The sequence below is a fragment of the Paenibacillus sp. 7523-1 genome (assembly GCF_002276415.1).
Classification (GTDB): domain Bacteria; phylum Bacillota; class Bacilli; order Paenibacillales; family Paenibacillaceae; genus Paenibacillus; species Paenibacillus illinoisensis_A.
This window is the reverse complement of record NZ_NPBR01000010.1, coordinates 323,005-347,607: the sequence shown is the minus strand read 5'-3', so window position 1 is coordinate 347,607 and position 24,603 is coordinate 323,005. Positions and strand designations below refer to the sequence as shown.

General features: G+C 47.7%; 22 protein-coding genes. 17 read left to right on the top strand and 5 right to left on the bottom strand.

Annotated features, from left to right (window positions below; all coding sequences use genetic code 11):
- Positions 1 to 17: 17 nt before the first annotated feature.
- From CHH60_RS13610 to CHH60_RS13600, 3 genes are all read left to right on the top strand, one after another.
- Positions 18 to 1,442, top strand: a complete 1,425-nt coding sequence (locus tag CHH60_RS13610) for a glycoside hydrolase family 1 protein (RefSeq protein ID WP_095359638.1) — start codon at positions 18 to 20, stop codon at positions 1,440 to 1,442.
- A gap of 232 nt (positions 1,443 to 1,674) precedes the next feature.
- Positions 1,675 to 2,526, top strand: a complete 852-nt coding sequence (gene licT, locus CHH60_RS13605) for a BglG family transcription antiterminator LicT (RefSeq protein WP_095289679.1) — start codon at positions 1,675 to 1,677, stop codon at positions 2,524 to 2,526.
- A 128-nt stretch (positions 2,527 to 2,654) separates the two neighbouring features.
- Entirely contained in the window at positions 2,655 to 4,574 is a 1,920-nt protein-coding gene (locus tag CHH60_RS13600) for a beta-glucoside-specific PTS transporter subunit IIABC (protein ID WP_095359637.1), read from the top strand.
- 135 nt (positions 4,575 to 4,709) lie between these two features.
- Here the strand turns inward: CHH60_RS13600 and CHH60_RS13595 are convergent, their stop codons facing one another.
- Positions 4,710 to 5,591, bottom strand: coding sequence for a LysR family transcriptional regulator (locus CHH60_RS13595; protein WP_095359636.1), 882 nt, complete (start codon positions 5,589 to 5,591; stop codon positions 4,710 to 4,712).
- A 170-nt stretch (positions 5,592 to 5,761) separates the two neighbouring features.
- Between CHH60_RS13595 and CHH60_RS13590 the strand changes: the two genes are divergently transcribed.
- Both CHH60_RS13590 and CHH60_RS13585 read left to right on the top strand, forming a co-directional pair.
- Complete coding sequence (locus CHH60_RS13590; RefSeq protein ID WP_255247919.1) at positions 5,762 to 6,355, top strand: ankyrin repeat domain-containing protein; 594 nt, start codon at positions 5,762 to 5,764, stop codon at positions 6,353 to 6,355.
- Between the two features lie 50 nt (positions 6,356 to 6,405).
- Positions 6,406 to 7,761 carry a uracil/xanthine transporter gene (locus tag CHH60_RS13585; RefSeq protein WP_095359634.1) on the top strand — a complete coding sequence of 452 codons (1,356 nt, stop codon included), beginning with the start codon at positions 6,406 to 6,408 and terminating at the stop codon, positions 7,759 to 7,761.
- Here CHH60_RS13585 and CHH60_RS13580 read toward each other — a convergent pair.
- The gene (locus CHH60_RS13580; protein WP_095359633.1) at positions 7,748 to 8,125 is read right to left on the bottom strand and encodes a PilZ domain-containing protein; all 378 of its coding nucleotides are present in this window, start codon (positions 8,123 to 8,125) and stop codon (positions 7,748 to 7,750) included. The genes CHH60_RS13585 and CHH60_RS13580 overlap by 14 nt on opposite strands.
- A 108-nt stretch (positions 8,126 to 8,233) precedes the next feature.
- The gene (locus CHH60_RS13575; protein WP_095359632.1) at positions 8,234 to 8,698 is read right to left on the bottom strand and encodes a hypothetical protein; all 465 of its coding nucleotides are present in this window, start codon (positions 8,696 to 8,698) and stop codon (positions 8,234 to 8,236) included.
- Positions 8,699 to 8,848: 150 nt separating this feature from the next.
- Here CHH60_RS13575 and CHH60_RS13570 point away from each other — a divergent pair, with 150 nt between their 5' ends.
- From CHH60_RS13570 to CHH60_RS13530, 9 genes are all read left to right on the top strand, one after another.
- On the top strand, positions 8,849 to 10,432 hold the full coding sequence (locus CHH60_RS13570; RefSeq protein ID WP_095359631.1) for a HEAT repeat domain-containing protein: 1,584 nt from the start codon (positions 8,849 to 8,851) through the stop codon (positions 10,430 to 10,432).
- A 28-nt stretch (positions 10,433 to 10,460) separates the two neighbouring features.
- Positions 10,461 to 10,925, top strand: a complete 465-nt coding sequence (locus CHH60_RS13565; RefSeq protein ID WP_176476055.1) for a DUF6386 family protein — start codon at positions 10,461 to 10,463, stop codon at positions 10,923 to 10,925.
- Between the two features lie 72 nt (positions 10,926 to 10,997).
- The gene (locus CHH60_RS13560; protein WP_095359629.1) at positions 10,998 to 11,681 is read left to right on the top strand and encodes a hypothetical protein; all 684 of its coding nucleotides are present in this window, start codon (positions 10,998 to 11,000) and stop codon (positions 11,679 to 11,681) included.
- Between the two features lie 74 nt (positions 11,682 to 11,755).
- Positions 11,756 to 12,322, top strand: a complete 567-nt coding sequence (locus CHH60_RS13555) for an SMI1/KNR4 family protein (RefSeq protein ID WP_095359837.1) — start codon at positions 11,756 to 11,758, stop codon at positions 12,320 to 12,322.
- Positions 12,323 to 12,344: 22 nt separating this feature from the next.
- On the top strand, positions 12,345 to 12,866 hold the full coding sequence (locus CHH60_RS13550; protein WP_255247938.1) for a DUF5412 family protein: 522 nt from the start codon (positions 12,345 to 12,347) through the stop codon (positions 12,864 to 12,866).
- A gap of 371 nt (positions 12,867 to 13,237) precedes the next feature.
- Positions 13,238 to 13,786 (top strand): RNA polymerase sigma factor, encoded by a 549-nt coding sequence (locus tag CHH60_RS13545; RefSeq protein ID WP_255247918.1) that lies wholly within the window; start codon positions 13,238 to 13,240, stop codon positions 13,784 to 13,786.
- Entirely contained in the window at positions 13,776 to 14,918 is a 1,143-nt protein-coding gene (locus CHH60_RS13540; protein ID WP_095359627.1) for a DUF4179 domain-containing protein, read from the top strand. The genes CHH60_RS13545 and CHH60_RS13540 overlap by 11 nt, the downstream gene beginning before the upstream one ends.
- Before the next feature lie 317 nt (positions 14,919 to 15,235).
- On the top strand, positions 15,236 to 16,780 hold the full coding sequence (locus CHH60_RS13535) for a methyl-accepting chemotaxis protein (RefSeq protein ID WP_095359626.1): 1,545 nt from the start codon (positions 15,236 to 15,238) through the stop codon (positions 16,778 to 16,780).
- Positions 16,781 to 16,918: 138 nt separating this feature from the next.
- Entirely contained in the window at positions 16,919 to 17,632 is a 714-nt protein-coding gene (locus tag CHH60_RS13530; RefSeq protein WP_095359625.1) for a DUF4274 domain-containing protein, read from the top strand.
- Between the two features lie 126 nt (positions 17,633 to 17,758).
- Here CHH60_RS13530 and CHH60_RS13525 read toward each other — a convergent pair whose 3' ends face one another.
- Together CHH60_RS13525 and CHH60_RS13520 are read right to left on the bottom strand one after the other, a co-directional pair.
- Positions 17,759 to 18,124, bottom strand: a complete 366-nt coding sequence (locus tag CHH60_RS13525) for a VOC family protein (RefSeq protein WP_095359624.1) — start codon at positions 18,122 to 18,124, stop codon at positions 17,759 to 17,761.
- Between the two features lie 213 nt (positions 18,125 to 18,337).
- Positions 18,338 to 19,990 carry an alkaline phosphatase gene (locus CHH60_RS13520; RefSeq protein ID WP_255247917.1) on the bottom strand — a complete coding sequence of 551 codons (1,653 nt, stop codon included), beginning with the start codon at positions 19,988 to 19,990 and terminating at the stop codon, positions 18,338 to 18,340.
- Between the two features lie 236 nt (positions 19,991 to 20,226).
- Between CHH60_RS13520 and CHH60_RS13515 the strand changes: the two genes are divergently transcribed.
- The 3 genes from CHH60_RS13515 to CHH60_RS13505 all read left to right on the top strand — a co-directional run bounded on the left by CHH60_RS13515 (position 20,227) and on the right by CHH60_RS13505 (position 24,583).
- On the top strand, positions 20,227 to 21,531 hold the full coding sequence (locus CHH60_RS13515; RefSeq protein ID WP_095359623.1) for a hypothetical protein: 1,305 nt from the start codon (positions 20,227 to 20,229) through the stop codon (positions 21,529 to 21,531).
- A 224-nt stretch (positions 21,532 to 21,755) separates the two neighbouring features.
- Positions 21,756 to 23,270, top strand: a complete 1,515-nt coding sequence (locus CHH60_RS13510; RefSeq protein ID WP_095359622.1) for an AbgT family transporter — start codon at positions 21,756 to 21,758, stop codon at positions 23,268 to 23,270.
- Between the two features lie 56 nt (positions 23,271 to 23,326).
- Entirely contained in the window at positions 23,327 to 24,583 is a 1,257-nt protein-coding gene (locus CHH60_RS13505; protein ID WP_095359621.1) for an amidohydrolase, read from the top strand.
- Positions 24,584 to 24,603: the final 20 nt, after the last annotated feature.

Here is a 24,603-nt window from a genome sequence, read left to right as displayed (position 1 = left end):
AGAGAGGAATGATTGAGATGACAACACCATTTCCTAAGGACTTTCTATGGGGCGGCGCGGTAGCCGCCAACCAGCTTGAAGGAGCTTATAATACGGATGGTAAGGGATTGTCTGTCCAAGATGTGATGCCTCACGGGATCACAACGCCAAGAACAGAAGGACCTACGGAAGATAACCTGAAATTGATCGGTATCGATTTCTACAACCGTTACAAAGAGGACGTAAAACTGTTTGCCGAAATGGGCTTCAAAGTGTTCCGTACATCCATTGCCTGGTCCCGAATCTTCCCTAAAGGGGACGAGCTAGAGCCCAACGAAAAAGGTCTGCAATTTTACGATGACTTGTTCGATGAGTGCCACAAATACGGGATTGAACCCCTAGTAACGATCTCTCACTATGAGACACCGCTGCATCTGTCCAAAACGTATGACGGCTGGGTTAACCGCAAAATGATCGAGTTTTACGAGCGGTATGTAACCGTTCTGTTCAACCGGTTCAAAGGCAAAGTAAAATACTGGCTGACCTTTAATGAAATCAACTCCATCTTGGAGGAGCCATTCATGAGCGGCGGGATATATACGCCAAAAGATCAATTGAGCAAGCAGGATCTGTATCAGGCGATTCACCATGAGTTGGTGGCAAGTGCACTGGCTGTTAAACTGGGTCATGAAATTATGCCGGAAGCCAAAATTGGCTGTATGGTTCTGAGTATGCCAACGTATCCGCTGACTCCGAATCCGGATGATGTGGTTGCAGCGATGCATGCAGAACAACGCAATGACATTTTTGCCGATATCCACGCACGTGGGTACTATCCAAAATACATTAACCGTTATTTCAAAGCGAATAATATCAATATTAAGTTCGAAGACGGAGATGCGGAAATTCTGAAGCATACGGTCGACTTCATCTCGTTCAGCTACTATGTAAGTATCTGTGAAACTGGCGATCCGCAAAAACGCATTGAAGGAAAAGGAAATCTGTTTGCAGGGGTTCAAAACCCTTACCTCAAAGCAAGTGAATGGGGCTGGCAGATCGATCCGCAAGGTCTGCGTGTGACGCTGAACAAATACTGGGATCGATACCAAAAACCATTGTTTATCGTGGAGAACGGGCTGGGTGCCGTGGATGAACTGATCACGGACGAGAACGGCAATAAAACGGTAAATGACGATTATCGCATTCAATATCTGAATGACCACTTGGTGCAGGTAGGTGAAGCGCTTGAAGATGGTGTCGAAGTTATGGGCTACACTTCATGGGGCTGTATCGACCTGGTTAGTGCATCGACTGCAGAGATGAAGAAACGTTACGGATTTATCTATGTGGACCGCAACAACGACGGAACGGGTTCATTGGAACGGTATAAGAAAAAATCGTTCCATTGGTACAAAGAAGTTATTGGTACTAATGGTGCAAGCTTGAAAGGCATTAACCAATAATAGTGGTTCAAAAGGCATGGTTGACAGGCATCTTCTCGTGTCATAATTAGTCGCATTAACCGCTTTCACAAAAACATTGTCATATAGATATTTATATGGTAAGATGGGCCTAAGGCTAATGAATAACTGGATTGTTACTGTTCAATCAGGCAAAACCAGAAGCAGGGCATCTTTCGTGACCTGCTTTGGTTTTGCCTTTTACTACTTTGACGGTGCAAGGTGATGTGAAGAAATGAAAATTGAGAAGGTGCTCAACAACAACGTAGTTACCGTGATTGATTCGGGCGGAAACGAACTGGTCGTCATGGGGCGGGGAATTGCCTTCAAAAAACATGCTGGTGAATCGATCGACGAAAGTCTTGTCGAAAAAATATTCTCATTGGAAAGCAAGGAAGTATCGCAGAAACTGAAAACGCTTCTGTCCGATATTCCAGTTGAATATGTTGAATGCTCGGATGAAATTATTCGTTATGCGGAGACGGTGTTAGGTGAGAAGTTACATGAGAGCATCTATATTTCACTAACGGATCATATTCATTTTGCCATTGATCGACATCGTCAAGGATTGCAGATCCGTAACGCACTGTTCTGGGAGATCAAGCGCATGTACCGCAAGGAATATGCCATTGGATTAAAGGCACTTCAGATTATTGAAGAGACGCTGGGTGTACTGCTTCCCGAAGACGAATGCGCATTCATCGCCATGCATCTGGTTAATGCCCAGATGAACGGTGAGATGAGAGAAACCATCAGTATTACGAATATTGTCAAGGACATACTCAACATTGTAAGGCGCAGTTTTGTCATTGAACTGGATGAGGATTCGCTGAGCTATTATCGCTTCTTAACCCATCTGAAGTTTTTTGCTCAACGTGTGCTGCAAGGTACAGCCATTGAAGACAAGGAAGAAGATAATCCGCTTCATGATCTGGTGAGTAAGCAATACCCTGAAGCATTTGCTTGTGCAGTCAAGATTAATGATTATACGCGGAAGATCTATAATCGGGTCTTGTCTAAGGAAGAAATACTGTATCTGACGATTCACATTGAGCGTGTTGTAAGAAATGAACAACCAACTGAATAATTTGGGATTGTTACTGCTAAAAAGGCAAAACCTAAACGTTGAATAATGATAAGCTGAAACTGCTTTGTCATTATCCAGTGTTTAGGTTTTTTTTTAACCTTCATTACACTTTAAAGGAGCAAAACACAATGGATAAACAACAATTGTCCAAAGATATTTTGAAATTGGTCGGTGGAGAAGAAAACATTGATCAAGTCACGCACTGTATGACAAGACTTAGATTTAATCTCAATGACAATGGCAAAGCTGACAAAGCGACGCTTAAAAATACACCCGGCGTTATGGGTGTTATGGAGAATGGTGGTCAATTTCAGGTCATTATCGGGAACGATGTGCCTGTGGTGTATAACGCGCTGGTAGGAAACATGTCCAAATCTCCTGATGCGAAACCAGCTGCTACTGCTGCAACAGGCGGCAAAAAGAAAAATCCGCTGAGTGCCGTATTTGACTTTATTTCAGGTGTGTTCACTCCAATCCTTCCTGCCATCACTGGCGCGGGTATGATCAAAGGGATCGTGGCCTTGCTGCTTACCTTTGGATGGATTGATGCAACAAGTTCAACATACATTATCTTGTCTGCTATTGGTGATGGTGCGTTCTACTTCCTGCCAATCATTCTCGGGATTAGTACAGCACGTAAACTCGGGAGCAATATGTACATTGGTGCGGCCATTGGTGCATCGGTTATGCATCCAACCATTACAGCTTTGTTAGCACCGGGTGAGAATGTATCTTTCATCGGTTTGCCGGTTGTAGCTGCAACCTATGCATCTTCGGTTATTCCGATTTTGATTGCAATCTGGCTGGCGTCTTATGTGGAAAAGGCGATCGACAAAGTTACACATGCTTCGCTTAAATTGATTGTTGTGCCTACAGTGACTCTGCTTATTATTGTTCCTGTTATGATGATTGCCGTAGGACCACTAGGGGTTATTATTGGTAACGGCTTGACGGACGGTATTAACTGGTTGTTTAATAATGCTGGTTTGTTTGCAGGATTGCTTGTTGGTGGAGCGTTCTCACTCCTGATTATTACAGGAATGCACTATGCTCTCGTTCCAATCATGATCGGTTCCATTGCAACATTGGGATACGATTACTTGATTCCACTTATGATGGTTGCTAACTTTGCACAAGCGGGTAGTGCTTTGGGAGTTTCTCTGAAATCCAAAAACAAACAAATCAAGTCCTTGTCTGCATCGACTGGTGTTACCGCACTTATGGGTATTACAGAACCGGCCATGTACGGGGTCAACATGCGATTCAAAAAACCGTTTGTGGCAGCACTGATTGGTGCGGCAATTAGCGGAGCGTTCATCAGCTTCTTCCAAACTAAAGCGTATGTTATCGGTGGTCTGGCAGGTCTTTCAGGAATTCCAATGATCATCGGTCCGACATTTGTATATGCTCTGATCGGAATTGTCATTGCGGTTGTAGCTTCAGCAATTCTGACCTACATCCTCGGATTCGAAGATGTTCCAGAAGCAGTTCCAGCAGCAACGGCTACAGCTTCAGCTGAGCCTGTTACACCAGTTGCAGCTGATGTAAACAGTTCCGCTTCCGCAGTATCTGCGGTTGAAGAAGAAAAAGTCCAGGATCAAGAAGTATTCAGCCCGATGACAGGGGAAGTAAAACCGCTGAGCGAAGTACCTGACCCTGCGTTCTCTGAAGAAATTATGGGTAAAGGATTTGCAATTCAGCCGACTGAAGGTCGTGTCGTTTCCCCAATTAACGGAACAGTGTTCTCCTTGTCGAAGAGTGGACATGCCATTGGTCTGGTCAGCGACAACGGTGCAGAGATGCTGATCCACATCGGAATTGATACAGTGAAGCTGAAAGGCCAATTCTTCTCGCCTAAGGTTCAGGCGGGTGCAAAAGTTGCTGTGGGTGATGTGTTGATGGAATTTGACCGTGAAGAAATCGAAAAAGCCGGTTATACAACCATTACACCAGTCATCGTCACAAACATGCATCAATATGAGTCGATTGTATCTGCAGGTCGTACTGCAATCAAAGAGCAAGAGCTGCTCTATACAGCCAAAGTCTAACCAATAAGAAACAGCAGGGTTTCCAAACGTACTGGAGACCCTGCTGTTTTTTTGGTTTATAGCTACGCTAATCGCCTGTGTTTCATCGCAGCTGAATATCTGTTGCTTTCAATTAACACCTCATCCGTTATGTACCTATGGGAGCATCTCCCGAACCAACTGCACGAATTGCTGGGCCGGCTTGGACAGATAACGATGATGCAGCCAGACGAGCGCTGAACCCACGGTAGAGTTCGAATCAAGGATCCGATATATATGGATTGATTGTTCGTGATGGAGCTGCAGTACAGTGCCAGGCACGATGGAATTCGCGAATCCGAGCCGGACCAGCTCTAGCAGCATGGCGACATCTGAGCATTCACCCATAATCGAAGGTTTCACCTGATGTTCACGGAACTTTTCGAGAATCAGTTCAAACATGCCAAGTCCCTCTGTACTGGGAAGCAGGAGTGGAACTTCGGCCAACTGATCAAAGTAAGTGCCATTTTCACCCGTGCTCTCCAGGGGCTCTGGGGATATGTAGTAGAGCGGCTCCTGCGGCAGGTGCAGCACTTCATAGTGTTTGGTTTTTACCGGCATACGTACGCAGGCCAGCTCAATCAGTCCATCATCCAGCATGCTGCATAGTTGTGCGGATTCATTCTGCTGAATTTTGTAGGTTACTTGAGGATGGCTTGTGCGAAACTGCTGGAGCGCCTTCGGGATCAGACTATCGGAAATGGTATTCATGCCAAGGGATAGCTTGCCCCGGATTCCGTAACGGAAGCTCTGCATCTCCATGACGGCTTCCTCCATGTATTTGGTCATCGTGACGGCATAATCATAGAAGCTGCGGCCTGCTTGCGTCAATTCCATCAAGCGTCCTTTGCGTTCAAATAACGCTACACCAAGCTCTTCTTCCATCAGTTTTAATTGCTGGCTGAGTGGAGGCTGAGCCATGTGCAGTCTACGGGCAGCTGCGGTAATTTGTTTCTCTTCGGCAATGGCAATAAAATAGCGACATTGTTTGATATCCACCTGTTTTCACCCTCGTTGCAAGTATATGTATTTCGTATAGTTAGCCAACAAAACATGTATTTTTAATATACTATCCTCCTATGGTACCATACATTAGATTTACGCACCTAAATGGCAAGATTCGATCTCCATTGGAACGCTGATCCACAAGATTAACAACGAATTGGAGGATGAACGTATTGGTAAATGCGATACATGCCGCTGCTGAAGCTGGACATACAGATGAGGTGATCCGGTTTATTACACAAGGTGCCGGATTGAATGAACGGGATGCGCTTGGGCGGACTCCGTTAATGGCTGCAGTGCATGGAAATAAGGTACAGACCGTTAGCATGTTGATTGATGCCGGAGCAGATATTAACATTCAGGATAATCGATTGGATAATCCATTGTTATATGCCAGTGCTGAGGGTCTCAAGGAAATTGTTGAAATGGCCGTCGCAGCTGGGGCAAATACAAGATTAACGAATCGCTTTGGCGGAACCGCACTTATCCCTGCAGCAGACCGGGGCCATGTGAACATTGTGGAATTCCTCCTGACTTGTACGGATGTGGATGTGAACCATGTCAACAATCTGGGCTGGACAGCTCTGCTGGAGGCTGTCATTCTGGGAGACGGTGGGCTCCGGCATCAGCAGATCGTGGCATTGCTTCTGCAATATGGTGCCGATAGAGAGATAGCCGATCGGGATGGCGTTACCCCGCTAGCTCATGCCAGACGGAACCGTTATACCGAAATGGAACGGATGTTATCGAATAGCTGAATCAAGGTGCCTAATTCCATATTGGGGCTCGAAAGGACACGAATTAAATTATGAACAGACACCAAGAGCATTTCATCACAAAATATATAAGTCAGACATCATCTCTGGTTTTGGCAGGGATTCAATGGTTCTTCTTCCTGTTTACCAACACGGTCGTGGTACCATTATCCATTGGTCATAATTTTCACATGTCACCGGATGCTATCGCTGCATCCATGCAGCACGCTTTTCTGCTCACCGGAGCCGTCTGTATTCTGCAGGCTGTGTTTGGGCATCGCTATGCAGTCATGGATGGACCGTCCGGTCTCTGGTGGGGATTGACCCTCAGCCTGACCGTCTCGGCATCTTCCGCCGGCATGAGTCTGGAGCGGATCGGAGGCGGACTTGCTGCCGGCTTCCTGCTCGCAGGACTAACGATGGCCGTTCTTGGCCGATTGGGCGCAGCCCATCTGCTGCAGAAGCTGTTTACACCCATGGTTAAGAGCGCCATGTTGTTTCTCATGACGATTCAGCTGACCATGAATTTCTTCAAAGGCATGATTGGGTATACCGAATTCGGTACATTTAACCTGCCGGTTGCAGCTTTATCTGTAGCTATTGCCTTTCTGGTGGCCCTGATCCAACTGAAGGGAAGAGGCAAACTGGGCAACTACTCCATCCTCATCGGCATTGTGACAGGGTGGATTGCCTACAGTTTTGTGTTTCCAGGCCAGCATGCAGGGTTATCGGGCAATTCTGGGGGGAGTTTATTTACACTGTTTCCATGGGGAGTACCGACGTGGGAGCCGGGCATTGTTGTAACGGCGTTCTTCGTGGGTTTGGTCAATATGACGAATTCAATTACGACATTAAGCACGGTCGAGAAAATATATGAAACACAGACGACAGACCAGCAATATAAGCGTTCCTATGTACTAACCGGATTGTTCAGCATGCTATCCGCATGTGTGGGTGTGCTGCCATTTGGTTTATTTGCTTCGTCCATCGGTTTTCTGGAGAGTACTCGGATTCTTCGACGTGCTGCTTTTATTATCGGGGCCGCCATGTTATGTATTTTGGGACTCACCCCTTCGGTGACTGCTTTTTTTGCGCAAATACCACCGAGTGTGGGCAGTGCCGTGCTGTTTGTAGCCTATCTGCAAATGTTTGGAACGGCTCTCCGCACCATTGAAGGTACTGCGTTTAATTCCAAGACGATCTACCGCGTGGCTCTGCCCGTGCTAACCGGAGTTGCCGTGATGAACATCCCTGCTGAAGCCTTTCAGGCATTACCGATTTACCTTATTCCGATTATTAGCAATGGTCTCGTGATCGGAGTTATGGTCTCGCTGATTCTGGAGAAAAGTGTGAACTGGTCCAAAATGGAGAGTGCTTCTACCGCGAGCAAAACCGTTACTTCACCATGATTCTTCCCTGTCCCGCAAGCATGCGCAGTTCTCTGGACAGGCGATCATGGTTCCCGTCTTGTATTTCAAGCTGTACGCCGTAGTGCCAGGTTTCGTTCTCCTCGTTGCCCCAGCGCAGTGTTCCTTCCAGATCTAAAGGGTCTTCAAAAAGAAGCAGATTCATTCCAATCCGGATTTCGTTGGACTCGACATGCAGGCTTAGCGGAAAGGAAAGCTGGCACCCCGATCGGCTGATATCGATCAATTCGGCCTGAATAGGTTTGTGCGGAGCAGAGACTCCGTTAATGCTGATAATGTAAATTTCAAACATGATGGGTTCCTTCAATGTATAACGAAAAGGCTCTCTTCTAAGGTTGATTGACATAGTTTCCTCCACAAAGTTCAAAAGATTCATGTTATGGATATATCGTCAATTTGTACCCAAAAATGAAGAGATACGGCCTTGTTTGCATTGAGGGGGATCCAACACCATTTAGGTAAAAGTGAGCCCAATGCTCGCACTCGCAGACCGTGGATCATAGCTGGAAAATATTGATCCCCATGGGAAGCTGTATTCCATATAGGCATAGGGTTTGGAGCGGTTAATTTGCGGTGCAGCGGCAATCTGCTCACGAAGCCACTCATCATGGGCCAGCTTGCGCTTCATCTCACCTGCCCCGGTCCAGTCATCCCATGAAGAGGGGAATTCTTCGCCGTCCAGTGCCAAACTGGCCTGAACCAGTCGGGACTGATGGAAACACAAGGCGAGGTAAAATGCTTTAACATCTGCAGAGGCATCTGATTTGAATTTGTACCACGTATATCCCGTTGTAAGTTTCTGAACCTCCGTGCTATTCTCCCGATAAAACCAACTTGCCTTCAATTCCTCCTCCGTAAGTCCAGAGTACAATTTCAGGCTATCGTGAACCCGAATGACGCCGCTTTCCCATCCATCCATATTAGAATCCCTACCTCATTGCATTTTTTCACAAGTATAGCATACACAGATATAGCCCCTGAGTTCCTTTAACCCCGGTGCCTGGCTTGATATAATGATTGGATATGGTTCTGATTCCTCACCTGAATCAGATGGGAAGGAGCGGATGAAATGCGGCAATTAACTTCGGAACTCCGGCTTAGACTGGATCAGCTCGGGACGGGAACGGTTCAGGGAACCGCCGAGCAGCTCCGTCATCTTGGTCAATCCGGAGAGTATATCTTGATCCCGAGTCTGCTGCGAATGATGGATGATGACAGTGCTATCATTCGACAGGCTGCGGAGCAAGCGGTAGCTCGTTTGTTAGAAGCGTGTCCAGTATCCGAGCTGGTGTGGCTGAACGAACATGTAAGGGAATGGCGTCCTTCTCCCGTTATTTGGAAGCGGTTCGTAGAACGTGAGGTACATAAGATAGATCAGGCCAGTACAATCCGTTTGTCCATGTTGACGATGCACTGGAGCGGCTACATCAGAGAGGCTGCGGTTAGAAGAATGATTCGGGAGGATGAGTCCTACAGCTTTCCTTATTTGCTGCTTCGGTTGAATGACTGGGTGCCCGAAATTCGCCATTTGGCGAGAGCGGCACTGGAACTTAAACTGAAGCCCAAGCATGCCAAGCTGTGGATGGAAAATATCATGCTTGTGGAGCGACTTCGGATGTGTGGACGGGATCAGTTCGAGTCTTTTATCGAATCCGTACATCACCTACTGTGTCAGAAGGAATGCAGGTTTGTCCTTCATAACGCACGGGTATCCCCTGAACCCAGCATTCGTCAGTTCGCTTTTCGGATTTCACTCGAAGCAGAGGGAACGGATACTGGCATGATTATGGAGCAGGCATTACGGGATGAGAGCCCTGCCATCCGGCGATGGTCAGCGCAGCGAGTAGATCGTACGTTATCCAGTCAGAAGCTGAGAGAGGCCCTTCTTGGCATGCAGCTGGATAGTGTACCTTCAATCCGCCGGGAAGGTCTGGCTGTACTTGCTACGATGTATCCCGTTGATGCAAAGGCCATTATAATGGATCGGCTTCTGGATTCAAACCTGCCTGTGCGGGATACAGCACGGAGGTATGCCAAACAGTGGATGAACGTAAGTTATGCGGAGTGGTATCTGGATGTCATCTGGGGCGATGATCAACATCATCTCGCTGCAGCCATTTCAGGTCTGGGAGAGACGGGGGACAAGGCAGACGCAGAAGTGCTGTATGAATACGCGAAGCATCCATCGATTGCCGTACGAAAAGCCGTTATCCGCGGATTAATGCGGCTGGACGCTTCTTCATACGGAACGCATTTTGTACATTCGCTAAAAAGCCCGCAACCTGGCATCTCCAGGGAGGCCTGCCGTGCACTTATGCATCATCCCTATCTCATTCAGCCTGATGTAATGGCCGGCCTGTTGTCGGACCCTGATGCCCTGCCTCATGTCGTTCACAATGTGCTGCGCATTATTTCTTCCATGAGCAAGTGGAATCAGGTTGGACTGCTGCTAGAGCAGCTTCCAGCGGCAAGACACGGATGGGTGAAACAAGCCATTCATCGCCAGTTGTATAACTGGGCCAGATATCCGAACCGCAGGTACGGCGGGCGATTGTCCACGGCAGAACGGGAACGCCTTCATAAGCTGCTGTCGTTATGCGGGCAGGAACTGGACGGTGATCTGCTGCATCGATTGGAGTGGCTAATGCAATAATGTAGGACAATCAGAGAGGAAGATAAGAATGCGTGGGACATTTCAATTCGTAACGGGAACGGCAACCATGTGCCTGTTCGATCTGGCTTCGTTAAAACATCGTGTGGAAGAACCACCCGACTGGTGGTCCATTCCGGAAGATGAACTGGCTGAGGTGAATGCGGGTCATTGTCTCTTTTTCAATCTGGGAGCCGATGGATTGTACGAGGTGTCATGGCGTGTGGACATCTCGGCTTCAACTAGCGCAGTGCAAGAAACGGAAGGTGCGCAGGTATTCTATCTGCAAGTCCCAACCGGTAACGTATTTCTGGGTGCAGCTGAAGATGTCAGTGGGGGAGAACTGGAGCCGGATGAGTCATGCGATGGAATGATACTATCGCTACAGCCGGGAAATGTGGCTTGCATCGTCTCAAAAGATGCCAATCAGATCTCACTGACGATTCAACCAGGTGCTCAAGGACACAACGAGCTGGATCGTCTGATCCGGATTTGAAGTGTTTTTATAAGGGTAGACAGGTCTCATAGAACTCAAGAACTGAAGAAAGCTGAAGCGGGAGGAATCCACATGCCGAATTGGAATTTCACATCGATCACAGATTCAGATAAGCTGCACCAACAGATGCGGATACTTGCTGCACTGGATATCATCCTGTCGGAGGAAGAATGGCTTCGTGTACACCGCTATGAAGCAGAGCTGCAGCCTGGTGTGGCATGGGGGAGTATCGATAACGGGGCAGGAGATCACCTGCATGTGTTGTTTACCCCATCGGGTACGTTAATCAAGGGGTTTGATCATGAATCTCCCTTAAGCCCGCATGCTCGTGACGATGGGGAAGTCTATCCGGGCATGTATGATGAAGTGCCGAAGGTATTGAGAGCAATCTTAAAGGATCAGGAAGAGAGAATGGAACCCGAGGATGTTACCTTTTGTATTTGGCAGGAAGGAAACGATCCGGAGTGGAAGACAGGAAGCTGGATTCAGCAGGCGTTAATCGAAGAAAGCGAAGACGACGCCACAGGCGGTGCCGATTTTTTGCTGGGCTATATTGAGGAAACACCAGAGGCATTCGCTGATTGGGCAGAGGGTTATTACGAGTCACATGAACTGCCGCTGTCTGCGATAGCTGAAGTATACGAAGGAAAACCAGTAACGCCAGGTTTAATCAGGAGGCTATGTCCTGAACGTGATGTAGAAGCAGCACTGGATGAGCTGCAGCAACGTGGTTATGTCATAGAACGAATGGGGTAGAGGGTGAGGGGACAGTAATCGTGTATAAGAAGCAGCTGGAACGCATAAGAGAGAAGTTGAAGAAACTTCAACGTATGGATGCGGATAAGAGCTTGTTTGGAGCAGAGAACCACGAGTATGAGCTGGAGCGGGTATGGACACCGGAAGAGATCACAGGGTTCGAACAGAAATGGAAGATTACTTTGCCAGAGGAGTATCGGGCTTTTCTGCTGCATATCGGATCGGGAGGAGCAGGTCCATATTACGGACTGGAGAAGCCGGAAGATGGGGTGTATGCCGTCATTGGATATGACGATGAGCTGAATGCTATCTCGGATCCATTTCCCTATGTAGAAGCTTGGAACTGGGAAGTTGACTGGTATGATGACAGCAAGGAAGAAGAGGAGTGGGATGCACTGGACCATGATTATCATGATCCTAAACGGTCGGCAGGCCTGCTGCGCATCAGTGATTTTGGCTGCGGCATTTCCATGAATCTGGTCTTGAATGGACCATGCAGCGGGGAGATCTGGACCGATGATCGGGCGAATCGCAGCGGCATCTATCCGGATCATTATTTCGGCAATACGGAACGTCTGCATTTTCTGGATTGGTATGAGTTATGGCTGGATCGTTCCATCCATGAATTGAATGAAGAGTAGGGGATTCTTGATGGTGAAAAAAATGAACAGGATTGCATTGCTGCTCGTGCTCATTTTATATTTCATTTCGTCTTACTCATTATATGCCAATATGAATAATCAATGGTTGATCGCTCCGCCTGCCTATATGATGCTCGTTTTTTCTATATTCGTTCTTGTTCTAGCTATACTTGGTATTCAAGATCGATCGAACAACTTTGCGAAGCTGAGAAGCTGGATTTCGGTGATACTCTCTTCAGTCCTCATTTTCCTACTACTTGCTCTCACATCCTTTACTGCGATGTTCTCCGGATCAAAAGTATTACTCACGACGACACACTCGCCAGATCAGCACTATACATTGAAATTCTATAAAACGGATGCAGGTGCAATGGGGACATTCGGCATTGTGGGGGAATTGCAGGGACCGCTTTGGTTTCGAAAAGTGGTGTATTCGGAGCGAAAGACGGATGAAGTTCATTTGGAATGGAGCAATAACCACACCGTTGTCATTAATGAGCACCAAGTGAATTTATTGCTTGAGAAATCCTGGATTCCACAATAATAATCTATGGAGAAAACCAAGCTTTCTAGGGACCCCGTTATAACTCATGTAGATCAGTAATAACCCTTTAACGTGAGAGAAAATCGCCCATTGGACATTACATAAATAAGTAGAGTTTATAAAAACGTACGATGATCTGTAAAGCACATTTTAATAAAGAACAGCACGGATTAATGAATGATCTCTGTCTTAAACAGAGTCATTCTTTTTTGTCGTTTAACTCAAAAGATCTTTAGACAGCCCTGAGCTAATGGGGCCAGTTTTAATCTATTTTACAATCCGGCTCATTGGCATATGGGAAAATAATAAAAACCGTTTGGCGCAGTTACCCGTCTTATACCACAGAAAGAGAGAGAAGGAGGGGAACCGGGGTGGAGACCAAAGCCGAGATGAAGAAGATGATATTCGTGCAAACCGAAGATGAGACGGTGTTTGTCCAGTCCATCATGGAGCATCAGGATACGCTGATTTCCATTGCCTACAGCTATCTCCGCAATCGTCATGATGCTCTGGAAGCCGTACAGGAGATGACATGCCGGGCCTGGACGAAGCGTCGGAGTTTGAAAAATGAAAAAGCGTTCAAATCCTGGATCATTCGAATTCTGATCTATGTCTGTATTGATGAACAGAGACGCCGCAAGCGGACTACGCCGCTGTCTAATGACGGTTTGGAGGAAGTGGTTGCAGATTTCACTGGTGCAAGTCTGGAGGATAATCGAATCGCCATGTGGTCATTGTTGCAGAAGATAAAACCGAAATACCGCCATGTATTATTGCTGAAATATTATAACGACATGACTCTAAGCGAGATTGCCTCGATCCTCGGGAAACCAAATGGCACCATCAAAACATGGCAGCACAAGGGGCTGGAGCACTTACGCAAGCTGATGAAGAACAGGGGGGATTGGCATGAGAACTAGTCCGGAGGAAAAGGCACTGCTCGCAGACGCATATCAGGTCGAACTGGAGAAACAGCATTTGAACCCGGCAGATACGGCATTTGCCATCCAGCGAGGGCTTGCAAAAGCAAGAGCAAGGCGAACGACAAGCGGTCTTCCATTAAAATGGGTCACTGCTGTGCTCATAACAGCAATCACTGCCGTGTGTCTCCTACTCGGACCATACCGAGGGATTATGATCCCCCAGACCACAGCTGTTGAACCCATCCAGGATTGGGGAGTGCTGGAGCCTTTTCGTAAATTAGCTGATCAGGACGTTAACGGGAGCACGATCGAATCCGCAATCAATAATGGCTATTATCAACTTGTCGACCGTACGGTGAAATCGGGAATATATCAATTTACGGTTAATGCAGTAATGGCAGATGAGAACAAGTTAATTGTGTTATATACAGCCAAGACAGACGATACTCAAGAAATCTATTCGGTTGTGAATGCCAAGATGACAAACGCGATAACGAATAATGTTTTGGGCGACGGAAATTCGAGGGGGATGCATACTCCAGATGATGAGCACACCATTTATGGTCAAAGCGCGATAGAGCTTAGAAAAAATCAGCCTTTACCTGAACAAGTTATGATGAATGTACAGATTTCATCGGTTGTTCCGAATAAAGGCACGAATTCAGATGCAGTCAACAAGGAACGGAAATATCAATTTTCGAAAAAAATGGACATCACCTTCAATCTGGACCCTAAATTCTCGGTTCCACAGACGGAAGTCTTAGAACTCAAACAGCTGCTTACCATTGACGGACATGAAGTGATGTTATCTGAAGTAGAATTATCACCTCTAGTGATTAGTGCGAGATTCATCTACGAACCTGAAAAAGATATTGACTTTGAATCCAGAATGTCCATTAACGATGTTGTTCGACCTACTCAGATGATATCCACAACTAAAGAGGGGAAAGAGACAAAGCTAAATATGGTATCGGGTAGTGGAACAGAAGACGGCATGAACTTTTCATTCGGCAGCAACCTGCTGGATGATCCACAATCGTTAGTATTAAAGCTGCATGGTGTGCCTGGCAAAGTATACGATGATCTTCAGGAAGCAGAGCGCGATATGATTAAGTTAAAAATTAAATAGGATGTTCTACCATCAATAGCATTGAGCTGAATTAGATTTGATTGGCCTGCCTGTACGCGAAAGCGTTCAAGGCGGGCTTTTTGTCTGATCTCTCTATTGATATGGAAGTATATTATTTTGGAAGTCATATAAAATTTCAAATTTAGAATACCGATATACATAATGTAGCGCTTATTTCATGTTTATGAAGTTAATTTGTACTATGCTACAGCGCGGGGGATTTGCGGATTGCGTATAAGCAGGACCATAGACCAATGGAATGTAGTACAGAGTTGCCCTACAAAACCACATTTACCTAGATAAAGGACGGGGAACGGATGAATCGGTATGATGAAATTATTTGGAAAAGGAACAAGCTGCTCAGTATCATTTTGTGGATTATTCTTGCGATTGGTCTGGGTCTGAGCTTCATGCTCCCTAAGCTGCTTGTTTCGAATGGGATTGCCATTTTGTTTGCAGCTTGGGTCACATACGCTAATGCGAAAAGAAAACACATTCATTTAATACCGTGGCTGTTTACCATTATGATTACAGTATGTGGGGTCTATGTCGGTTGGGGAACGGTTAACCTTACGATGAGTCTGTTAATAACCGCTGTTTTGCTGCTCATTCCAAACAAGAAATTTTTTATGATTGGTTTTTTTATCTTACTCGCCCATAGTGTGCTCCAGCTATTTGTTATAAACACAGCTCATGCTGATGAACTTATAGAGAATATCGTTAACGTTGGACTGTTCGCTCTTACCGGAGCAATCCTGATGTTAGTCTCCCATTTGAATCAAAGACTTTTCCTGAACAGCGAAGTCCGCTGGCAGGAAGTAGAACAATCCAAACAAAGAGTAGAGACCATGATGGAACGTGTCAAAGCTTCGGTGGAAGGCCTGTCTCTTTATACGGATCAACTGAAACAAAAGGTGGACGCGACCGGGTCCATCACGCATGAAGTGACGCTTGGATTCAGTGAAGTGGCCAAAGGCGTGGAGTTCCAGGCTACGAGTGTGGCAGAAATTTCGGAATCCCTCTCCCTGTCGGATCATCATATCCGTGATGTTGCTTCCTACTCGTCTCAGATGAAAGAACTGTCCGCCAGTATGGCATCCAGTACGGAAACGGGAAGTGCACAGATGGACCATCTGAATGTGCAGATGCAGGAACTCTATGAGACGATTGATACCACGGCCTCGGATATGAGAAAGTTCAATGAGGAAAGTGAAGCGATGTCCCTGATGTTGAACAGTATCTCGGATATTGCGAACCAGACCAACTTGCTTGCACTCAATGCAGCGATCGAAGCCGCTCGTGCAGGTGAACATGGACGTGGATTTGCGGTGGTTTCGGAGGAAGTTCGCAAGCTGGCGGAGCACTCTGGTCAGTCGGCAAATGACATTGGCACCATTTTGACCCGGTTAAAAGGGCAAACGCAGGGGTTGACGGATCGCTTCGAACGCATTCGACTTGCACTTCAAGAGGGAAGAGACAGCGTGCAGACTGCAGAAGTTGTTTTCCGTACGATTAATAGCAATTCCCAGGAAGTGTTAAATCAGGCCATGGATATTGAGAGCAGTTCAGCCACGATGAAGGAATCCTCCACCAAAGTCGTGAATGAGGTTTCCGAGATTTCAAGTGTGACTCAGCAATCCAGTGCAGCTACGGAAGAGATTCTCGCCAGTATGGAGGAGCAGCGCAACCTGACTCAGAAGATGGTGGACAGCTTCGGTGAGCTGGAGCAATTGATTCTGAACCTGAATGAACTGGTGTCGGATCATCAGTTGTCCTCTCCTGTCACGGAAGAGAAGGCGGATGATCGCCCTTCACCGAGTGTCGTACCGATCGATACGCTGTCAGCTAAGAAGGCAGTTTAGCTTTTAGAAGAAAATACTGAGACCGCCCTTACGTTCATCGTGGGGCGTTTTTTTTGCTGCCAAGTGGTGACTTGAAACCCATGTATATCTCCTTTACAGTGTAATGTAGAATGAGAGTTGCAAGGGGGAGAATGGTTAATGAATTGGCTTGAAATCAGTAAGTCCAAAGATGTGGAACAAGCTTGCGCAGCAGTACATAGCCTGGATATCAATGAGCGGGATGAACGGGGACGTACGCCCTTAATGCTTTTCTTGACGTATCGCATGCCAGCTGAGGCTATTAAATGTCTGTTGGAACAGCAAGCAGACTTGGACGCGGAAGACAAACTCGGCGATACCGCTCTGAAAAAAGCTGTGAAGTTCAAGCAGATCGAAGCCATCCAGCTCATGCTTGAGCATGGGGTGAAGCTGGACTCTACATATGGAATTCAGGCGACGGCCTGGAATGCAGCCAGACGGGACCCGTCCATTGCAGATATGCTGCTTGGTACCACGGGCTCGGTGAGACTTCGGCTGACCCAGGCGGAACAAGCCATCGTGGATGAAATTTTGTACGAAGAATCTTCAGAGAGGGCAGCCGCGAAGATCCGTGATCTGGACTCAGCTGTACTACTGCATGCTGTCGTGGACGGGTACAACTGGGATGACAGTCCCGAGCCTATGCTGGCTGCTTGTGAACATCCTGCCTGTGCGGAGATCACACTGCTCGACATGGCTGAGCTGCTGGATGCCGATTATTGGCTGGAGATGGACGAAGATGAAGTGAACCAAAGCGAAGATGGACCAGGTTATCGGAGGCTTGCCGAGCTACTAAGAGTGAAGTGTCCAACAAATCCCTCAAATGAATTGTGAATACAAAACAAGAGCATGTTCTAGGCACAACTAGAGATGCTCTCTTTTGTATAGGATACAATGGTTGGTTCCGGGCAAGCACAACATCATAAAGTGGTAACGCTACTCCATGAGTGTCACACCAGATCATGCATGTTCGGCGAGCTGTACCTCGAAGCCGTCCGGGTCGGCAATGTATAGGAAGCGTAGATGTGGATTCGGCTGAACGGGCCCGCGAACAATGGGAATATTCAGTGCTGCCAGTCGTTCCATGGCTTCTTCCAGTGAACTCACCTCGTAGCCGATGGACACGCCAGATTCTTTTTTGAGGACGGATTCACTTCCCTCAATCAGCTCCAGCATGGTTTCATTTTCAGTACCCAACATGGCAATTTGCCGCCCACGACTTTCGAATTGACGCTGGATTGGAAGCCCGAGCATGCCGTGGTAGAACCCAAGCGAGGCTTCCAGATTGCGCACCCGAAGCGTGATCCAGTTTAATTTGATCAACATGGGTGAATCTCTCCTTTTTGTCTCCTATTTATCAATATGTTACGTCCATTATACGACAAGCAAGGAGGAGGAACCCATCCTTGTCTGTGAAAAACAAAAATAGCTGCCGATATATTCGGCAGCCCAATGATACAATTCCGGTTGAAACTTTGTAAACCGCTACACTCTTCTTTTATGTGTGTTTGGTTTATAAGCGTATACCATCTTTCAAACTTACTGAATCAGATTGACTGCACCTTGTGGTACAAAGGCATCTACCCCGTTGTACACGATTACGCCTTCCAGAGCAGTCTTTTTGCCGTTAACCAGCGCAATGTTTTTGTAGATTTGAAGTTCTACTTTAGTGCTGCCTTTGGTAACCAGAATTTTCGGATTTTTGGCATCTGTCAGATCCAGCTTGTACGTTGCACCTTTGGCTGTAAATGCTTGTTTGGCAGGAACAAACAATTGTTTGCTCACGCTGTCCAGATCCAGATCCAGTACGCGTGCCATGTATTTAGCCACATCCGTATTGTCGATTACGCCGAATGGACGGTCATTGTTCGGAGCATACGTGTACAGCACAACGTCTCCGCCTGTGTGACCACCCGTTGTCCAGCCAATGCCTGCTCGTTTGCTGATCATTGGTCCGATGGCGTAGTTCAGACTGCCTGGCTCGGCTGCCTTAATGGTAGCGATCTCCTCGGATGTCAGATCGGAAATGCCGTAGTATTGTTTCATGACAGCTTTGATATTGGTGCGTTTGGCATTCAGCTTCGCTTCCACGCCTTCACCTGTCAGCTTGGCCTTTTTCAAAGGTCCAATAAATGTGGACAATGGTTCTTTGTCATAGGTGCCTGTTGTTGCATTGTTACCGATCGTGAGACCGCCGTTACCGTGGTCCGTTACTGCCACAACAGCTGTCTCTCCATCTGCTTTGGCAAAATCCATGGCTACTTTTACGGCATCGTCAAATGCCAGTACGTCACTGATAATTCCGATCGGATCATTGGCATGAGCTGCCCAGTCTACTTTGCTGCCTTCAACCATGAGGAAGAAACCGTCTTCGTCTTTGGACAGAACATCAATGGCTTTGGATGTCATTTCAGCAAGGCTTGGCTGCTTGGCAGGGTCACGGTCCATATCATAAGCCATGCCTGCAGGTGCAAACATTCCCCACAGCTTGCCGGAGTTAGAGGCTTTCATGGCAGCTGGTGTGGTCACGTAATCGTACCCGAGTGCTTTGATGGAAGAGACCAGATTCTCGCCGTCTTTGCGGCCCGCTGGCTCAAGGTAGCGACTTCCGCCGCCCAGAACAACATCGAGGCCGTTATATACTTGCTGTTTGCTGAGTGCATCGTAATTTTTGCGATCCGGATAGTGGGCAGAGAAGTCTGCCGGTGTAGCGTGCATAATCTCGGAAGTGGCTACAATGCCGGTTGCCTTTCCTGCCAATTTGGATGCCTCCAGCACGGAAGCAATCGGTTTCTTGGCATCTCCAGGCGCGATCGCCTTCTGTCCAGGCATGGTTGCCTTGTCTGGCAGTACGCCAACATATCCTGTATGTGATTTATAACCTGTAGCAAAAGCCGTTCCCGCAGGAGCCGAGTCCGCAATCGGAGCATCCGCGGAGTGTGTGCGAACCATACCGCTTGCCATGGAATCCAGAGTCAGGGAAGACCCTTTGTACCAGCGGGCCAGTGCAGTGGCGTCGTTAGCCATGCCGTCCGGAATCAGGATAATGACATTTTTGATCGGTGATGATGATGCGGGTGCAGCAGTGTCCTCCGCAGCCCATGCTGCGCTGCTTCCTCCCAGCGTAGCTGTAACAACTGTTGTAACCGCGAGCATCATTTTGGCCGCACGGGCATTGAACCGGTTTAACATGAATACATCCTCCTAAAATAGATATGTATAGTTTGGTATCCAAAAACCAGTGTATACAACAATTGCTAAACGAACGTAAGGAATGGGTTAACTAAATGTAAAATTTACGATTATGATGCATAATCAGGAATGAGAGGGTGTAAGCAATGGCTGAGATGAAAGGTTTACAGCGGAACCTCAGTTCGGTATGATTTTTGTATTAAACAATGCTGCGTTGGACAAGGGGATGTGAGTGCATGTACCGAATCGGAATTGTAGGGCCGAAGCCGTCCATTGAGCGGACCATGCGTGCGGTGGAGGGGCAGGATCTGGAAGCTCATTTTGAGCTGTATCCCTATGAACACGCACGCGAGACGGGCGAGATTATTACGAGGAATCGCGAGAACGTACACGGGTGGGTGTTTACGGGTCCCATTCCTTATCTGACAGCCCAGGACGTCTTGCATGAAAAAGAACATGCCATCTACTGCCCGCCTACCGGGGCAAGCCTGTATAAAGCCATGCTGCAAGCCATATATACACTGGATAATCCGGTCAAGGAAATCTCCATTGATATGACGGGGAATGAAAGCTGGGGGCTGATGGACAGTCTTGAGGAATTGAATTTCTCGGATGAGCAGCTGCGAAAATACGTTTTCTCCACCGATTACGATGTCGAAGACATGATCCAATTTCATGTTCGTCACTGGGAGGAAGGGCAGACCAAGGCAGCCATTACCTGTCTGTACGCTGTGTATGAAGGATTACTTCAGAGAGGCGTCCCTGTCTTCAAAATCGATTCCACCAAGCTGGAGACAGTGCAAGCGGTACGAATGCTGATTGAGCAGATTCGCAGTTCTGCATTCAAAGATAGCCAGATTGGCGTGTTAATGGTCGAGATTGAAGGGTGGCATGCAGTCGGTGAACAATCGACGGAACGGTATCAGCTGCAGCATATGGAGCTCAAGATCAAAGGCATCCTGCTGCGTCATTGCGAGCAAATCGACGGTTCCCTCCACCAGGATGGTACAGGGCGATATCTGATGTATGGTTCCAGGGGCGGAATGGCCCGCAACATGGAATCGCTGCATACAGCGCTGCACCAGCTTGAGCTGGATACGGATCTGCTTTCCTTTGCCGGGATCGGATTTGGTGAGACGGCATTTGATGCAGAGCGTCACGCCCGGAAGGCGATCCAATATGCCAAGGACGATGAAGCTGGACGTGTGATTGTCTATGAGACGGATGGGACGATTGTGGAGGCAGCGGGTGAGGATCAGGAGTTATCCTATGAGATGTATTCAAGTGACACTGAATTGCTCGAACAGTTGAACAAGGCAGGGGTAAGCATCCGTACCTTTCAGAAATTAAAGGCATACATACGCCGAATGGGGAGAGAAGAATTCACGGCCAGTGAGCTGGCATCAGGATTATCAATGACCATCAGGCACGTACAGCGGATTCTCGGCAGTCTTACGGCATTCTCCCTGGCTGAAATCACGGGAAATGAGCTCAATACACGCAGAGGACGGCCAAGTAACCGATATCGGCTGCTGCGTTAGATTTACGAACATAGAATCGAAATAAGGATACCGATGATGCAACCTTAGTTCTCATGTCCACTCCTGGCGGACATGTTGAACCTGGATGCAGATCGGTATTTTTTATGTTTAGTGTCAAAATACATAACATAAGTATTGAGTTTTGTGTGGAGTTAATTATATAATGTCCTAAAATTACGACATTTTCGTTAAATGTACGTTAATAACAGTCAGGGGGTATTTGCATGGTGAAAGCGGAAAAGCAGGAGAGTACAGGACTTTTTGGTTGGGTAGAGAAAGTGGGGAACAAGCTTCCCAATCCGTTTTTATTGTTTATCTATCTCATTGTTGCCCTGATGATTGCTACCCTTATACTGTCGTTCTTTAACGCGACAGCACATAACCCGATTGACGGAGAGAAGGTTCAGGTCAAAAACCTGCTGAGCCGAGAGGGAATACAGTGGCTGCTGCCGAATGTGGTAAAGAACTTTGCTGATTTTAAACCGCTTGCTTCGATTCTGGCATTGGTACTTGGTATTGGTTTGGCTGAGAAAGTCGGTCTTCTGGAAGCGGTCATGCGCAAAATGGCTGTTCGGGTACCCGCCCGCTATGCCAGCTACCTTGTCATTTTCATTGCATTCTTCAGTCATGTGTCATCAGATGCAGCGCTTGTCATCATGCCTCCGCTCGGAGCATTAATTTTTCTCGCTGTAGGCAGACATCCGGTTGCCGGATTGATCGCAGCCATTGCCGGAGTTGGTGCTGGTTTCACCGCAAATATGCTGATTGTGACTACGGATGTATTGCTGTCAGGCATTAGTACCGAAATTGCCGCCTCGGTAGATCCGAGTGTGGGTGTTACGGTCTTGGATAACTGGTACTTCATGTCCGCTTCTGTCATTGTGTTGACACTGGTCGCAGGTTTTATGACCGACAAATTCCTGGAACCGCGACTGGGCAAATATGAAGGGGAACGTGTGTACAAGCTGGAAGCTCCAACACCAGAAGAAAACCGGGCACTGCGTGCAGCTGGTATTGCCGCCCTTCTTTTTATTGCTGTCATCGCGTTTATGGTGGTACCTTCGAATGGCATTCTTCGCAACCCGGAAACAGGCAGTGTGATGGGTTCGCCTTTTCTTGCAGGGATTGTGCCTGTCATTTTACTGTTCTTCTTCACCGTAGCACTGACTTACGGCATTAAACTGAAAGTGATTCGGAACCAGAATGATCTGCCGAAATTGCTGATTGAACCGATCAAAACGATGGCAGGTTTCATTGTGATGGTCTTCCCGCTATCCCAATTCGTGGCGATGTTCAACTGGAGCAACATGGGTAAGTTTCTGGCACTCACCATCACGGATTTGCTTGAAAAAACAGGCATTAACGGTATCCCGGTGGTGATCGGATTAATCTTCCTGTCTGCGTTACTAACGATGTTTATCGCAAGTGGATCTGCGATCTGGTCCATTCTGGCTCCGGTGTTTATCCCGATGATGATGCTGCTTGGATTCCATCCGGCGTTCACTCAAGTCATTTTCCGGGTATCCGATTCGGTTATTATTCCACTCGCCCCGGTATCGCCTTTTGTGCCCTTGTTCGTCGGATTTTTGCAGGAGTACCGCAAGGATGCCAAGCTCGGAACGTATTATTCCTTGATTTTGCCATATTCCATTGCATTCTTCTCCGTCTGGGTCGTCATGGTCATTCTCTGGTACGTCTTCAATCTGCCACTTGGCCCGGGAGTTCACCCCAGATTATAGAAGATCGACTGATTCGGAAATAAGAGAGTTGAGAGAGTTAAGAGAGGGGAACCGATATGATCGACATTATTGCGCTTCGCAGAGAGCTGCATCAATATCCCGAATTGGGATTCACTGAATTTCGTACCGCTACCAAAGTTGTACAGATGTTAACAGCGTTAGGCTATCGTGTGACGTATGGAAAAGATGCCATTGATGACGCGTCCCGGCGGGGGCTGCCCAAACCGGAAGTGCTGGAAGACGCCTATCAGCGTGCTCTCCAGGAAGGAGCAGAGCCCGCTATAGTGGAACAGATGCGCGGCGGATTTACCGCCGTTGTCGCCGAGCTGGATGGAATTCAGGAAGGGCCGACAACAGCATTTCGCTTCGACATGGATGCACTGCCTATTCGTGAAAGCGGACAGGACAAGCACGTACCGCAGTCCGGGCAGTTCCGCTCAACCCATGAAGGCATTATGCATGCATGTGCACACGATGGTCATACCAGTATCGGTCTTGCGCTGGCAGAACGGTTAAGCGACAGACAGTTTGCCGGGAAAGTTCGGCTGTTATTCCAGCCTGCAGAAGAGGGAGTACGCGGTGCGTACGCCATGGTGGAAAAAGGCATGCTGGATCAGGTGGATCGCCTGTTCTGCATGCATCTCGGCACTGACGTACCATCCGGTCATGTCCAAGGGGCTTCCGCCGGTTTCCTGGCAACGACGAAACTGGAAGCGTACTTTACGGGGGTATCCTCTCATGCGGGAGCTTCACCTGAAGAAGGGCGGAATGCGCTGCTTGGTGCAGCAACTGCCATGCTTAACATTCATGCCCTGCCAAGATTCAGCACAGCCGATACACGCATCAATGTGGGCATTTTGGAAGGAGGAACTGGCGCGAACATCATTGCCGAGCACGCTCGCATGGTGATTGAGACGCGTTCCACGAAGGAAGAAACGAATCTTGAACTGGAGCGGCGTGTGCGTCAGATTCTGGAGCATAGTGCAGCTATGCATGAGTTAGGGGTTGCCGTGGAGATTGTAGGCGGAGCTATTCCGATAAGGTGTGATATGGAACTTGCGGAGCTTGCCGTGAAGAAGGCAGAAGGGATATCCGGAATAAAACATGCTGAAGCAATCTCGGATGGCGCTGCCCTGGGAAGCGAGGATGCCAGCTATATGATCAAACGCGTACAGGAGCAGGGTGGACTTGCCACGTATATGATTGTGGGCAGCGACCTGCCTGCACCCCATCACCATCCTGAATTCGATATCGATGAAGCGGTACTCGCTCCGGCGGTGGAATGGCTGGAACGATTGGCTCGCAGTGTATAAAGCAGCAGGGATGGCACGTT

Bases quoted from the DNA above. Each gene is read 5' to 3' on its own strand.
- CHH60_RS13610 (WP_095359638.1), top strand. From the start codon at position 18: ATGACAACACCATTTCCTAAGGACTTTCTATGGGGCGGCGCGGTAGCC.
- licT (WP_095289679.1), top strand. From the start codon at position 1,675: ATGAAAATTGAGAAGGTGCTCAACAACAACGTAGTTACCGTGATTGAT.
- CHH60_RS13600 (WP_095359637.1), top strand. From the start codon at position 2,655: ATGGATAAACAACAATTGTCCAAAGATATTTTGAAATTGGTCGGTGGA.
- CHH60_RS13590 (WP_255247919.1), top strand. From the start codon at position 5,762: ATGAACGTATTGGTAAATGCGATACATGCCGCTGCTGAAGCTGGACAT.
- CHH60_RS13585 (WP_095359634.1), top strand. From the start codon at position 6,406: ATGAACAGACACCAAGAGCATTTCATCACAAAATATATAAGTCAGACA.
- CHH60_RS13580 (WP_095359633.1), bottom strand. From the start codon at position 8,125: ATGTCAATCAACCTTAGAAGAGAGCCTTTTCGTTATACATTGAAGGAA.
- CHH60_RS13575 (WP_095359632.1), bottom strand. From the start codon at position 8,698: ATGGATGGATGGGAAAGCGGCGTCATTCGGGTTCACGATAGCCTGAAA.
- CHH60_RS13570 (WP_095359631.1), top strand. From the start codon at position 8,849: ATGCGGCAATTAACTTCGGAACTCCGGCTTAGACTGGATCAGCTCGGG.
- CHH60_RS13565 (WP_176476055.1), top strand. From the start codon at position 10,461: ATGCGTGGGACATTTCAATTCGTAACGGGAACGGCAACCATGTGCCTG.
- CHH60_RS13560 (WP_095359629.1), top strand. From the start codon at position 10,998: ATGCCGAATTGGAATTTCACATCGATCACAGATTCAGATAAGCTGCAC.
- CHH60_RS13555 (WP_095359837.1), top strand. From the start codon at position 11,756: ATGGATGCGGATAAGAGCTTGTTTGGAGCAGAGAACCACGAGTATGAG.
- CHH60_RS13550 (WP_255247938.1), top strand. From the start codon at position 12,345: ATGAACAGGATTGCATTGCTGCTCGTGCTCATTTTATATTTCATTTCG.
- CHH60_RS13540 (WP_095359627.1), top strand. From the start codon at position 13,776: ATGAGAACTAGTCCGGAGGAAAAGGCACTGCTCGCAGACGCATATCAG.
- CHH60_RS13535 (WP_095359626.1), top strand. From the start codon at position 15,236: ATGAATCGGTATGATGAAATTATTTGGAAAAGGAACAAGCTGCTCAGT.
- CHH60_RS13530 (WP_095359625.1), top strand. From the start codon at position 16,919: ATGAATTGGCTTGAAATCAGTAAGTCCAAAGATGTGGAACAAGCTTGC.
- CHH60_RS13525 (WP_095359624.1), bottom strand. From the start codon at position 18,124: ATGTTGATCAAATTAAACTGGATCACGCTTCGGGTGCGCAATCTGGAA.
- CHH60_RS13520 (WP_255247917.1), bottom strand. From the start codon at position 19,990: ATGTTAAACCGGTTCAATGCCCGTGCGGCCAAAATGATGCTCGCGGTT.
- CHH60_RS13515 (WP_095359623.1), top strand. From the start codon at position 20,227: ATGTACCGAATCGGAATTGTAGGGCCGAAGCCGTCCATTGAGCGGACC.
- CHH60_RS13510 (WP_095359622.1), top strand. From the start codon at position 21,756: ATGGTGAAAGCGGAAAAGCAGGAGAGTACAGGACTTTTTGGTTGGGTA.
- CHH60_RS13505 (WP_095359621.1), top strand. From the start codon at position 23,327: ATGATCGACATTATTGCGCTTCGCAGAGAGCTGCATCAATATCCCGAA.